The organism is Mycobacterium sp. NGS41 (assembly GCF_059812725.1).
On sequence record NZ_JCALDF010000027.1, the window covers coordinates 26,877 to 39,111 of the forward strand.

Consider the following 12,235-nt stretch of genomic DNA (forward strand, 5'->3'; position numbering starts at 1 on the left):
AACGACAGGAGACCTGATATGGCCGGTTTGCTGGCCGGGCATGCCGCCGTCGTGGTCGGCGGCAGTCGCGGCATCGGGCGCGCAGTGGCTGAACTGCTCTGCGACCTCGGTGCGGGCGTCGTGGTCAACGGGCGCGATCCCGTTGCCGTTGAAGAGACGGTCGCGGCCCTCAGCGCCTCAGGAGGTCGGGCCGCCGCCGTATCCGGAGCAGCAGACGACGAACGCGTTGCCCCGACGCTCATCCAAGAATGCACTGATACATTCGGACGGCTCGACGTGCTGATCAATTGCGCAGGGATCGCCGAACCGCTCCGTTCTTCGATCCTTAACATCTCGCCGGCGGAGTTCGACCGGCTGATGAGCGCCCACGTCGGCACGACGTTTCACACCTGCCGGGTGGCCGCGCCGGTCATGGCCGCCCAAGGGCGGGGGTCGATCATCAACACCAGCTCAGCCGCGTTCCTCGGCGATTACGGCGGCACCGGCTATCCGGCGGGCAAAGGCGCGGTCAACGGACTGACCGTCGCTATTGCCGCGGAATTGAAAGGTCACGGCGTGCGCGCCAACGTGGTGTGTCCGGGCGCGCGGACACGGCTGTCGTCCGGTGCGGAGTACGAAGAACATATCGACGATCTGCACCGTCGCGGACTACTCGATGAGATCACCAAACTAGCCTCGCTGGACGTCGCTCCGGCTGCTTTTGCGGCCCCGATCTACGCGTATCTTGCCAGCGACTTGTCACGCGGTGTGACGGGCCAGATCTTTGTTGCCGCAGGGGGATTCGTCGGCCGCTTCGATCGGCCGGTGCCGCGGGTACTGGGTTACCGGGACCACCACGACTCCGGGCCTTGGTCAGTCGAGGAACTGCACAACATGATCGGCGGTTAGCTGCCCGGCCATCCGACGACCGTGAATATCACCAGCAGTACGGCGTAGGCGACGACGAGCGCCGCCGCTCCGGCCACGCTGATTCGCGCAGCTGCCCCATCGATCGGGTCGAGCCAGCGCCGAAACGGCAGCGATGCCGCCGGCACCAGCACCCATTGCAGGAGGACGACGCTGATGACGTTACCGACGAACACCGCCAGGGCCTGGTGCATACCAAGCTGACCAAACGCCGGCGACAGCCACTTGGACAGCAGAATCACCGTCGGGTACAGGCACAGCACGACCAGCATCGCTGTCTTCCATGCCGGTGTGATCCTCGTATGACCGTCGGCGATTCGAACCGTCGACCCGAATGGCGCGCTACGTGGCAGTTCGGCGAAGTCTCGGGTCAGTTCGCCCCGCAGGCGCGGCAACGCTTCCTGGCGCTCGCGCGACCGAATCCATGCCGTCAGCTGAGCCGCCGTCCGGAAGCGAAGCACCGACATCCAGTGGCCCGACGCGTCCGCCGGAAACAGTGCCGTGCCTTCATATCCCGGGAAGCCGGAGCTGACCATCGTCAGATCGCTTTGGGCCGCCACGAATTCAGCTTCTTTGCCGGGCGTCACGCTATGCAGGAAAACACCCACGTTGGCTGGTGGCAGCTCGTCGTCCGCGAGCACCAGATCCGAGGCGGACCGCCAGTAGCCCTGCGCTTGACCGTCGGCGACCAGGGCTCGGCGCTCATCGCTATCGAGCCAGGCGTCGAGCTGGTCAGCGTTCTCGAAGGAGATCTCGACCGCCCAATCGAGCTGCTCGCTGCCCTGAACCGATTGACGCGCGGATACGTGACCAATGCAGTGACGCGCCGAAGCAACATATCCGGCCACCCACCGGTCGAATCGCCGCGGATCGGAGGGCGGATGAAAGATCGTGATCGCGATGGCGCCAACAGTCATGTCAGTTGTCTACCACCGATGTTGAGCGTGTCCGCCGAAAAGCCTTCGCGCCGACCCCTTCGGGTGCTTGTTGTCGGCGCTGCCGTAGCCGGAATATCCGTTGCCCGGGGGTTGCTGCGAGACGGGCATGACGTCGCCGTCTTCGATCAGCGGTCGGATGTGCAGGCGGGTGGCGGTGCCGTGACCATTTGGTCCAACGGCGAGACAGTGCTGCGGCAGCTGGGCGTGGACATGGACGGTGCCGGTCAGCTGCTGTCCCGCGTCCGGGTGACGACATCAAGCGGACGCCCACTCGCCACCTTGGACGTGACGGCGATCCAGAACCGGCTCGGTGCGTCCGTGCGGATGGTGCCACGTCGTGTTTTGTTGGAAAGGCTGCTGGAAGGCTTTCCAAGAGAACGCATCCGATGCGGTTCCCGGGCTGTCGGGGTCACGACTTGGCACGACGGGGTGCGGGTGGAATTCGAAGACGGCAGCTCGGCCGAAGGCGATGTGCTGATCGGCGCCGACGGCTTGCATTCGAGAATCCGGGACGTGGTCGGTGCGCCGGACGCGGAGCCGACGGGCTGGTGCAGTTGGCAGGGGCTGGTTCGGTTTCCGGAGATCTCGGATGTCACAGACCGGCGGGTCGGGCTCATCGTGATCGGTGAACGCGGAAACCTGGGGCTCTGGCCCGCGGGCGACTCCCATCTGCAGTGGTGGTTCGACTTGCCGTGGTCATCCGAATTCGTCCGGCCGCGGCGTCCTATCGACGTGATCCGGTCCAATTTCAGCGGCTGGACCGAGTCGGTCGACCTGCTGCTCGCAAAACTCACCGACGACGACCTGGCGGCTTCACCCTTTCCGCATTTTCGACATCCGATTCCCACCGCGAGTGCCGGAGTGCTCACGTTGCTCGGTGACGCCGCCCATACGATGCCGCCGACGCTCGCGCAGGGCACCAATCAGGCGTTGCTCGACGCGATGGTGTTGTGCAAGGCGCTCTCGGACCTGCAACGAGGAACAAACCCCCGGTTCGGTGATGTCCCGAGCGCGCTGCGCTGGTACGAGAAGACCAGGCGGCGCAAGGTCGCAGCGGTGTCCAGGGTGGCGTCGCTTCAGGTCGCCCACGGCGAATCGACGCTGAGACCGGCGGCTTTGATCTCGGACCGGTTCCACACCTGGACCATGACCACGTTTCTGCGTTGGACAAGTCACCGCCGGCTGGCGCAGCAGATCAGCCGGGAACTCGCCGCGGCGACCAACCCGATCTCGGCCGCTGTTTGTCCGTGACGGTGATGAGCAATCCAGACGATCCGGTGCGGGTGCGAGGCGCCCTCGACACGCCGTCGCGCTGGCTCTGGCTCGTCAAGTGGTGTGTGCTGGCCGTTCCGCACTACCCGATATTGATAATGCTGTATTTGGTGTATCCGCTGCTGACAATCGTTGCGGGCGTTGCCATTTTACTCACGGGACGGTATCCGCACGCGATCTTCGACTTCAACGTCGGTGTTCTGCGCTGGTCGTGGCGGGTCATGAATTACCGGTTCCCGATGAACAGCACCGACCGGTACCCGCCCTTTACGCTCGCGCCGCGGGCCGATTATCCGGCCGATCTCGAGGTGGACTATCCAGAGCGGCTTGCGAATTGGGCTGTGCTGGTGAAGTGGTGGCTGCTGGCGCTGCCGCAGATACTCCTCTGCTGGGCGATGGAACCACTCCTGCAGGTGCTCACCGTGATCGCCGCGGTGGCGTTGTTGTGCACCGCGACGATTCCGCGTGGCATCTTCGAGTTCCTCCTCGGCATCGTGCGTTGGCGCTATCGGGTTGCGGTGTATGTTTCTTTGATGCGGGACGAATATCCGCCATTCCAACTCGATTTAGGTAGCCGATAACGCGCAGTAATCCGCTGTTCCCCTATGTGTACCGATTCGGTCAGCCGATTTTCGACCGGCTTTTCTACTACCGATATCGACGGGCGGCGCTCGCCCATGCGACGGGCCGGCTGCTGATGGTCGGACTTGGACCAGGCACCGACTTGAAGTTCGTGCCGCCGACGGTGACCTCGGTGGCCGCCGTTGAGCCGGTGCCCGCCTTCCAGCGGATGGGATCTCGCGTCGCCTTGCGCCGCGGCCTCGCAGCCGACATTGTGGCCGGGACGGGCGAGTCGATTCCGTTTCCGGACAACAGCTTCGACTCGGTGCACACCGGGCTGGTGTTGTGCTCCGTCGACGACGTCGCCGCCACCCTGCGCGAGATCCGGCGGGTGCTCGCGCCGGGAGGCCGGCTGGTGGTGCTCGAGCATGTTCGCGGCGAGGGCGCGATCGGTCGGTTGCAAGACCTTGTCGCAAAGCCGTGGTCTTGGTTGGCCGCCGGCTGCGAGCCGAACCGCAGAACCGTCGACTCCATTGCCGCAGCAGGCTTCGACACCGCGGGACTGCGCAGCATCCGAACCCCGGTGCCGTTCCCGTGCAAACCTCATCTGGAAGGCTTCGCCACATTGATCGAGCCACAGTGAGCGAATAGCCAGGCTCTAGTCGACGCTGACGGCCTCGATGATATTGAGCCGCGCCGCGCGCCGCGCGGGTGGCACGGACCCGAGCAAGCTGATCGCCAGCGCCCCGATCGTGAAGACAAGTACCCCAGCGCTTGGCCGGAAGCTCACTTGAAAGCTCATCATCTCGCCGCTGACGAGGCTGAACAGCCACTGGTCCGTCACGCCGAATATCAGCCCCAACACACCACCGACCACCCCGATACCCACCGCCTCGACCAGAACCATCTGCAGTGTGAAGTGTCGGCTGGATCCCATCGCCCGCAGCACACCGATTTCGCGGCGGCGTTCCAGCACCGACAGCGTCAGGGTGTTGAGTAGCGCGACCGCCGTCACCAACACGATGATGACCCACACGGCATTCGCGATGAACATGCTCTGCCGCATCGGCGCCTCAAGCCCGGCCAACTCCGCACGACCGTCGTAGACGCAATTCGGCGCGGGTACCATCCGGCGGACCTCGGTCAGCAGGTGTTTCGGGTCGACGCCCGGGGACGCCGAAACCTGCAGTACGGTGGCCGCCGGACGGTCGAACCAGGTGCGCAGTTGATCGAGGCTCATTCCGACCGTTCCGATGACGGTCGAGAAGTATGGCACCACGGCCAGCACGGTTGTCTGTCGCAGGCCGCGCGGGGTTTGCATACGTAGTGGATCACCGGCCCGGACGTGGAGGGTCTTGCCCAGATTCTGGGTGAGCACCACGCCCTGACCGGCGAGCACTTCGGACCGGACCCGATTGTCGAGCGCGCGGAAGAGTGCGTCGGCGGTTCCCGCGGAAAACCCGTCCAGCATCACACGGGTGCCGCCGACCTCGGCGAACCCGAACGCGCCCTCGACGACGCGTGCCACGCCCCGCATCGAGGTCACTTTTTCGGAAAGTCCTTGCGGCAGAGCGTCGGTGGGGTAGCTATCGGGAGCATTGGCGCTTACCCAAATCGGGACCTCGGCGACCGGCGAGAAGATGCCCCGCGCCGAGCGGATCATGTCGGTGTTGGTGCCGGTGATCGCGATGGTGGTCACCACCGCGATGAGGACCGTCATCACCGTCGCCCAGACCCGGCGCGGTGCGCGCTCGATCGTCGCCGCCGCCAGTGCGCCGAACGATCCGAACATGCGGGCCGTCGCGGCCGTGGCCTTCACGATCGGCGCGGTGAGCGCGAAGCCGAGCGCAACTTCGGCACAGAACACGGCAGACATCGCGGCAAAGGCCACGACACCTCGTTGGCTGACGACGACCAGCATCGATAACGCCAATACCGTGACGGCCCCGATCCCGGTTGCCCTCCGCAGCCAGGGCGGCACGCGATCGGCGGCCGATACCCCGACGGGCGCCAACGCCTCGATCGGTGAGACCTTGTACACCTGCCGCGTGGCCATCGCCGAGGCGATTACACTGGTGACTACCGTGGCCGCCAACGCGACAGGTATCGCGTAGCCCGGCAACCAGTACTCGATGCGGGCCTCCAGCCCCTGGGTCATGGCCGCAGGCAATCGGCCAATGGCAATGCGGCCCAGCAATATTCCGGCGGCCGACCCGATGGCTCCGCCGAAAAGTCCCAGCAATGCCGCTTCGGCGAGCATGTCACGAACGATGGTGGTCCGCCGGCCACCGATCGCGCGCAGCATCGAGATGACCGGGCGGCGCTGGGTGATCGCCATCGTCATCGTGGTGTAGATCAGAAAGGCGCCAACCATCAAAGCGACCATCGCGCCCATCAGCGCCATGTAGTTCATCATCTTGACGCCGTCGCCCGCTCTGGTCGCCCGCATACTGGGGTCCGCCACAATTGCCCGGCCGTTCACCGCGGCGGTGACGGCATTGCGAACCTGGGCCAGATCAGCACCCGGTTTGACGGTGATCAGGATCGAGTCGAGCTGGCCGTGCCGCCCGGTGATGTTCTGCGCCAAAGCAAGTGGGCCAAGGACATAGTGTCCGCCGTTGAGATCCGCAAGTCGCTTACCGCCGAGCACCTCGATGACCGTGACGGACCCCGAACCAAGCTGGAATGTGGTGCCTTTGGCGTGGCCCACAGCCGGACCGACGCGTACCCCGTCGGGTGTCGCCGACGGGGTGGTCAGCTGTCCCGATACGGCGTCTTTGAGTGCGCCGCCCAGCGCGCCGATGCTCGCGTCCGCGCCGAACAACAGCACGGGCCCCGACGTGGTGGACGCCGACGTACGGATCATCGGCGCCGCGACCGCGACACCGGGAACCGCGGCCACGTCGGCCGTTATGGTGTCGGGGAATCCTGCGTCGGTGATACCCGACACCTCCAGGGCGGCGATACCCGCGATACCGTCGGCCAGTCGGTTCACCGAACCAGTGATCGAGCCGAAGATGCCGAATATCGCCACCAGATACATTGCGGACACTGCCATTACCGCGATCGAGGCGGTCGTGCGGCGACGATGAACGGCGAGTTCGCGCAGGCTGAACACCCGTAGCCGGCTGGCCGCGGCAGCTGCCGCCGAGCCCGGATTCACCACGAAACCAACAACGACTGGTCGGAACCGACCCTGCCGTCCTGCAGTGTGATAACCCGGTCCGTCGCCTCCGCGGCCTCCGGGTTGTGGGTGACCATCACCACCAGCCGACTGCGGCCTGGCTCGTGCGCGACTTCGGCGAGAAGTTCCAAGATCGAAGCGCCCGTTGTGGAATCGAGATTGCCCGTTGGCTCGTCGGCGAGAATCAGCGGCGGGTCCATCATCAAGGCCCGCGCCACCGCTACCCGCTGCATCTGGCCACCGGACATCTCCGACGGCCGATGCTCGGTCCGGTCGCCGAGCCCGACCCGTTCCAGCAGTTGGACCGCAGCCGGCTTGGCCTTGCCCAGCCGCACACCGTCCAGCAGCTTGGGCACGGCCACGTTCTCCCATGCCGAGAGCGTCGGCAGCAAATTGAAGAACTGGAAGACAAATCCCACCCGGTGGTGCCGAAAGTCGGACTGCTGCTCATCGCCGAGGCGGCCGATTTCCTTGCCGTCGAACGTGATCGATCCCGAATCGGGGGAGTCAAGCGCGCCGAGCAGGTGCAGAAGGGTGCTCTTGCCCGCCCCCGACGGCCCTACGATCGACAGGAACTGACCGCCCTCGAGCCTCAGGTTGATCCCGTCGAGTGCGCGCACCAGTTGACCGCCGACGCGGTACTGGCGCACCACATCACGGAGCTCGATGGTCAGCTCGTGATTCGGCCTATCGACCGTAGCGAGTCCACCCATCATCGTCGGCAATGAGCGCGAACTGCTCAGCGCGTGACGGCCATGACCCATGCGATGTACACGAGGCCGATGCCCGAGCGGTTCGACGGTTGGGCGATCGCAGCTCAAATCCGGTTTCGGGGTCTAGGCCGCGCGTCGGATCAGAACGCGTGGCCGGTGCTAGTGCCAAGAATCTCGACGGCGGCGTTAATGTTCGGGACGACACTCGCGCCGTATCTGGCGACGATCTGCCCGAGCGCGCGGGCGATGTGCGGACCTACGGCGTCGGCGAGCAGGAGGTCCTCGGCGATCACGACGCCGTTGACCAGGTGCGCCGCCAGCAGGCGGCCGTCGCGGCTGACCTCGTAGCGCCAATCGCCGATCTGGATCCGCTCCGGCTGCGATCGCAACAGACCACGTCGCGCGGGTGTATGCACCACGCCCGGGAGTCCGGCGAACACGTTCACCACCAACGCCACTCCGCCAGGACCGGCGAGCGCGGCCGCGATTGTGCGGCTCACCCGCTCGGGATCGAACTCGGTCATCAGTTGTCCATCGGCAGGACAAACGACGGCGTGATGGTTTCGCCGCTGCCGGTGCGGCGTACCGCGGTTCCCGCCGTGTAGAACTCCACCGTGTGGAGTCCCCACGCGTAGTTGGAAATCGCGAAGTGCACGCCCACCACGCCGGTCGCGCCGTCGCGTTCGGCCTCGCTCTGCATGCGCGACATCGCCAGCTCCCGCGCTTGGTAGTTGCCCTGCGTCCACTGCGGCATCTCCATGTTGCGGCCCATCTGGCGGAGGGTCTGCATGAACCCCTGCACGGCGATATGAAACACGCAGTTGCCCATCACGAAGGCCACCGGCGCGAACCCGGACCGCAGCAGGGTCACCATGTCCTGGCCGGACAAGTGGCTGGAAAACGCCTGTCCGTTGGGACGCCGGAATGTGCCGGGCTTTTCGGTGTAGCGCACCGCGGTCCCGACTGCCATGAACTCGAGGTGTTCGCCGCCCTCGCCGTGATGGCGCCAGTTCAGCCGGACGCCGACGATCCCGTCCGCTTTGAGCGCATCGGCTTCGGCCTGCATGCGCGCCATCGCATTCCAGCGCGCACGATAAGTCGCCTCGGTGAGGACGCCCAATTCCTGTTGCTGTCGCATGCCGCTGAACTGAAAGCCGACGTGATACACCGAGACACCCATCACCAGTTCGATGGGTTCGAACCCGGCGCCGTGCAGTAACGCGAACTCGTTGATCGACAGGTCGGACGTCCACGACTTGGCGGCGTGCGACAACCGTTCGCTGGCTACTGGATCGAGCTGGTTCGGTTCCATTGGCAAGCGTCCCTTCTGCAGTTTGCGTCAGCGTACGACCCGCAAGCCGCAAGCGTCTGTCATATCGCTTCAGGGACACTCAGGGCGTCAGCGTGATCGCCTGCTCCGGGCAGTTTTGTTCGCCGGTGCGGGCATGCTGCTCGGCCTCACCGGAGACGTCCTCGACCAGCACGATTGAGTGTCCAATCTCGTCGGCATCGAAGATGTCCGGCGCCAGCGAGTAGCAGCGGCCGTGCCCGACACAGCGGTCCGGGTCGACCGAGACGTGACTCATCGCCCCGGAACTCCGAACACCAGCGGCAGCGCCTCCACCGATCGCAGGGCGGCGGTGTAGGTCAGTTGGGTGCCAGGCTTGATCTCGTAATCCGGTATGCGCCGGTGGAATTCGCGCAATGCCACGCGTAGTTCCATGCGGGCCAGGTGGGATCCGAGGCAGCGGTGCGGACCTCCGCCAAACGCGCGATGCCGATTCGGATTGCGGTTGAAGTCCACCAGCTCCGGATCGGGGAACTCGGCTGGGTCGGTGTTGGCCGCGCCCAGAAGCGGACTGACCCGTTCGCCCTTGCTGATGGGGCATCCGGACACCTCGACGTCTTGCATGGCAACGCGAGCAACCCCTGGCACCGGTGTCTCCCATCGCAACAATTCTTCGATCGCGTGTGGCAGCACGTCGGGCTGCTCGACGAGCTGATGGCGGTGGTCGGGGTGTCGTGCGAGGTACACGAAGAAGCAGTCGAGTGAGTCGGTGACCGTGTCCAGCCCTGCGATCAAAAACAGGAAGCAAATATCGAGCAGCTCGTCGCGTGACAGTGGCCGTCCTTCACTCTCTACGTTCGCGGCGATCATGGCGGACAGTACGTCGTCACGCGGGTTGGCGATGTGGTCGTCGATGGCGCGCTCGAAGTAGTCGTAAATCTGTTGCGCCACCGGCGCGGAGGCGTCGTGCCGGTCTTCCCAGTCGGTGGCGCCTTCGGGCCGGATCACACCGTCCTTCCACTCCAGAAACTTGTCGAGGTCTTCCAGCGGCAGGCCCAGCAGTTTTAGGAACACCGTGCAGGGCAGCGGAACGGCGAATTCGGCGTGGAAGTCGCACTCGCCCCGGTCGGCAAAGGTATCGATCATCTCGTTCACCAGGTCGGTGACGAGTGGCTCGCGCCGTGCCATTTCCCGGGGGGTGAACAGCGGGTCCAAGATGCGGCGGTACTTCGCGTGGTCGGGCGGGTCGACTTGCAGCGGGATCAGCGGCCGCACGTTGCCGAGGTCGACGGCGTCCATGTTCGACGAGAACAGGTCGGTTCTCTTGAGCGCCATCTCGATGTCGGCAAGACGGCTGAGCACCACCGCTTGCGGCGCACGAAATACCGGAGTCGACTCGCGCAGCGCCTTGTACATGGGTTGCGGCTCAGCGAGGCCCATGACTGCCTGGTCGACGAAACCCTCAGTGTCTGTCATGCAGTTAGCCTGACACCGCGTCCTGAACTGGGCAATGGTTCTCGGCGGTTTTATTGCAAAAATACATAAGTTAAGGAAGTTGCTCCGGATCATCCGCGGGAGCCTTGTGTCGCAGCAGCGAGGCGGCGGAGCGGATCGCCCCCCGAACCGCGTACCCGGCAGCCACCACCGAAAGCACGATCAGCACGATGAAGGTCGGCAGCCAGTTGGCGCGATCGTGTTTGACGTTCCACCAAACGATCGTGAACAACACCGTGCACAGAAAGAGCATCACGTCTCGCCAATTGCCGTGGTAAGACGTTGCCGCCCGGCGCAGTGCGCGACCCCTATCGGCGGCGTCGACTAGGTCGTCGATGCGCTCATCGATGCTGCGCTGCAGGTTGGCGCGTCTTTCAGTGGCATCGGGGGGGAGTCGATCCAATAGGTCCATGTCCTGCTTGATCATCCCGCGGAAGTCCGGACCCCTGAATTGCCCGGCCGCAAAGGCCAGCATCGCGCCACCAAAGACCGGTGCCGCCCCCATCGCCGCCGCTCCAAAACCGCCCACGTCCGTCCCTCCTTGAAGATCATCCTCAACATGCCACGGCGCGAGCAGACGCAAAAGCCCTTGATTCTCGGCACGAGATGGGGTTTTTGCCTGTGGTCGCGCTTTAAGAAGCTGCGTCGAATTCAATGGGAAGCGTTGTGGGCCCGGAGAGTTCGGTCGGCAGCTGCCACGGCGCGGGGCCGGCGCGCCGAGCGTTGGGCATGCGCTGCGTGATGACGCGCAACGCCTCGACGAGTTCGACCCTGGCCAGGTGTGCGCCGAGGCAATAGTGCGCGCCGCCGCCGAGGGTCATCACGCCCCGCGCTCCTTCGCGGGTGATGTCAAGACGGTCGGGGTCGTCGAATACCGCCTCGTCGCGGTTGGCGGACGCGGTGTTGGCGATGACGTAGGTGCCCGCCGGGATGAGGGCGTCGCCGAGTACCACATCTTCGGTGGCGACGCGCAGCGCGGTGTAGACGATCGGGGAGTGACGGATGAGTTCCTCGACGGCCTGCGGTGCCAGCTCGGGATGCTCGGCGAGCAGTGCCCACTGGTCAGGGTGCTCGCAGAGGACCTGCACAGCGGCGGCTAACTGGTTTCGCGTGGTATCGGTTCCGGCGTTGAGCAAGATGGCGGCGAGGTTGACTAGCTCCTCATGGGTGAGCCGGTCTTTGTTATCTTCGGCACGGATGAGCTCGGAGATGAGGTCGTCGGACAAAGATCGCCGCCGGCGCTCGATCAAGTTCTCGATATAGGCCTCGAGTTGCTCCCAGGCCCGCAGGATGGCTGACTCTTCTTCGGCGACTTTGGCCCCAAAGGCCTTGCTGATGTCACCCGCCCACGTCGAGAACAGTTGCCAGTCCTCCCGGGGTGCGCCCAGCAGCGCGCAGATGATCGGAACCGGGTATGGCTGCGTGATGTCGGTGACCATGTCGCAACGCCCGGCGGCGGCGAATCGGTCCACCAACTCGGTAATGACGTGGGCGCACGCGCTGCGCATCCGTGCCGCGGCGCGCGGGGTGAACGCCCGCGATACCAAGCGCCGCAGCCGGAGGTGCTCGGCACCGTTCAGGCTGATGAAGAGCCGGCATACCTTGTCCCAGACCGGGCCGGAAGTGATGCCCTGCACCACCAGACCGATGCCCTGCGGCATAGCGAACCGGGAATCGCGCAGGACGGTGCGCACCAGATCGTAGGTAAGCACTTCGGGTCCATAGGGACCCAACGCGATTGGTGACTGCTGGCGGGCCTGCCGAATCAGTCGGTGGACTTCGTCGGGGTCATGCGAGTCGTGATACGCGATTTTTGGAAGTGCGAGCTCGAACACACTCGCGGTGCGGGCATCGACGGTCATGGTGGTCTCCTCGGGTC

13 protein-coding genes are annotated in these 12,235 nt (G+C 65.0%); 4 read left to right on the forward strand and 9 right to left on the reverse strand.

What is annotated here, in order from left to right; all coding sequences use genetic code 11:
- Positions 1 to 18: 18 nt before the first annotated feature.
- A complete protein-coding gene (locus tag AC5Y21_RS20415; protein ID WP_499915016.1) occupies positions 19 to 888 on the forward strand; it encodes an SDR family NAD(P)-dependent oxidoreductase in 870 nt (289 codons plus the stop codon).
- Here the strand turns inward: AC5Y21_RS20415 and AC5Y21_RS20420 are convergent.
- Positions 885 to 1,823, reverse strand: coding sequence for an antibiotic biosynthesis monooxygenase (locus tag AC5Y21_RS20420; RefSeq protein WP_499915017.1), 939 nt, complete (start codon positions 1,821 to 1,823; stop codon positions 885 to 887). The genes AC5Y21_RS20415 and AC5Y21_RS20420 overlap by 4 nt on opposite strands.
- Before the next feature lie 18 nt (positions 1,824 to 1,841).
- Between AC5Y21_RS20420 and AC5Y21_RS20425 the strand changes: the two genes are divergently transcribed.
- From AC5Y21_RS20425 to AC5Y21_RS20435, 3 genes are read left to right on the forward strand one after another with little or no spacing between them, the layout of a single operon-like run.
- Positions 1,842 to 3,095, forward strand: a complete 1,254-nt coding sequence (locus AC5Y21_RS20425; protein ID WP_499915018.1) for an FAD-dependent oxidoreductase — start codon at positions 1,842 to 1,844, stop codon at positions 3,093 to 3,095.
- A gap of 32 nt (positions 3,096 to 3,127) precedes the next feature.
- Positions 3,128 to 3,697 (forward strand): DUF4389 domain-containing protein, encoded by a 570-nt coding sequence (locus tag AC5Y21_RS20430; protein WP_499915051.1) that lies wholly within the window; start codon positions 3,128 to 3,130, stop codon positions 3,695 to 3,697.
- Positions 3,694 to 4,320 (forward strand): class I SAM-dependent methyltransferase, encoded by a 627-nt coding sequence (locus AC5Y21_RS20435; protein WP_499915052.1) that lies wholly within the window; start codon positions 3,694 to 3,696, stop codon positions 4,318 to 4,320. The genes AC5Y21_RS20430 and AC5Y21_RS20435 overlap by 4 nt, the downstream gene beginning before the upstream one ends.
- Before the next feature lie 15 nt (positions 4,321 to 4,335).
- Here AC5Y21_RS20435 and AC5Y21_RS20440 read toward each other — a convergent pair whose 3' ends face one another.
- From AC5Y21_RS20440 to AC5Y21_RS20475, 8 genes are all read right to left on the reverse strand, one after another.
- The gene (locus AC5Y21_RS20440) at positions 4,336 to 6,840 is read right to left on the reverse strand and encodes an ABC transporter permease (RefSeq protein ID WP_499915053.1); all 2,505 of its coding nucleotides are present in this window, start codon (positions 6,838 to 6,840) and stop codon (positions 4,336 to 4,338) included.
- Positions 6,837 to 7,535, reverse strand: a complete 699-nt coding sequence (locus AC5Y21_RS20445; RefSeq protein WP_499915054.1) for an ABC transporter ATP-binding protein — start codon at positions 7,533 to 7,535, stop codon at positions 6,837 to 6,839. The genes AC5Y21_RS20440 and AC5Y21_RS20445 overlap by 4 nt, the downstream gene beginning before the upstream one ends.
- Before the next feature lie 179 nt (positions 7,536 to 7,714).
- The gene (locus AC5Y21_RS20450) at positions 7,715 to 8,098 is read right to left on the reverse strand and encodes a DUF5073 family protein (protein WP_499915019.1); all 384 of its coding nucleotides are present in this window, start codon (positions 8,096 to 8,098) and stop codon (positions 7,715 to 7,717) included.
- Positions 8,098 to 8,886, reverse strand: a complete 789-nt coding sequence (locus AC5Y21_RS20455; protein WP_499915020.1) for a heavy metal-binding domain-containing protein — start codon at positions 8,884 to 8,886, stop codon at positions 8,098 to 8,100. The genes AC5Y21_RS20450 and AC5Y21_RS20455 overlap by 1 nt, the downstream gene beginning before the upstream one ends.
- Before the next feature lie 79 nt (positions 8,887 to 8,965).
- Positions 8,966 to 9,160, reverse strand: a complete 195-nt coding sequence (locus tag AC5Y21_RS20460; RefSeq protein WP_499915021.1) for a ferredoxin — start codon at positions 9,158 to 9,160, stop codon at positions 8,966 to 8,968.
- Positions 9,157 to 10,338 carry a cytochrome P450 gene (locus AC5Y21_RS20465; protein WP_499915022.1) on the reverse strand — a complete coding sequence of 394 codons (1,182 nt, stop codon included), beginning with the start codon at positions 10,336 to 10,338 and terminating at the stop codon, positions 9,157 to 9,159. Before AC5Y21_RS20465 ends, AC5Y21_RS20460 begins: the two co-directional genes overlap by 4 nt.
- 70 nt (positions 10,339 to 10,408) lie before the next feature.
- On the reverse strand, positions 10,409 to 10,861 hold the full coding sequence (locus AC5Y21_RS20470; RefSeq protein WP_499915055.1) for a hypothetical protein: 453 nt from the start codon (positions 10,859 to 10,861) through the stop codon (positions 10,409 to 10,411).
- 127 nt (positions 10,862 to 10,988) lie between these two features.
- Positions 10,989 to 12,218 (reverse strand): cytochrome P450, encoded by a 1,230-nt coding sequence (locus AC5Y21_RS20475; RefSeq protein WP_499915023.1) that lies wholly within the window; start codon positions 12,216 to 12,218, stop codon positions 10,989 to 10,991.
- Positions 12,219 to 12,235 lie beyond the last annotated feature (17 nt).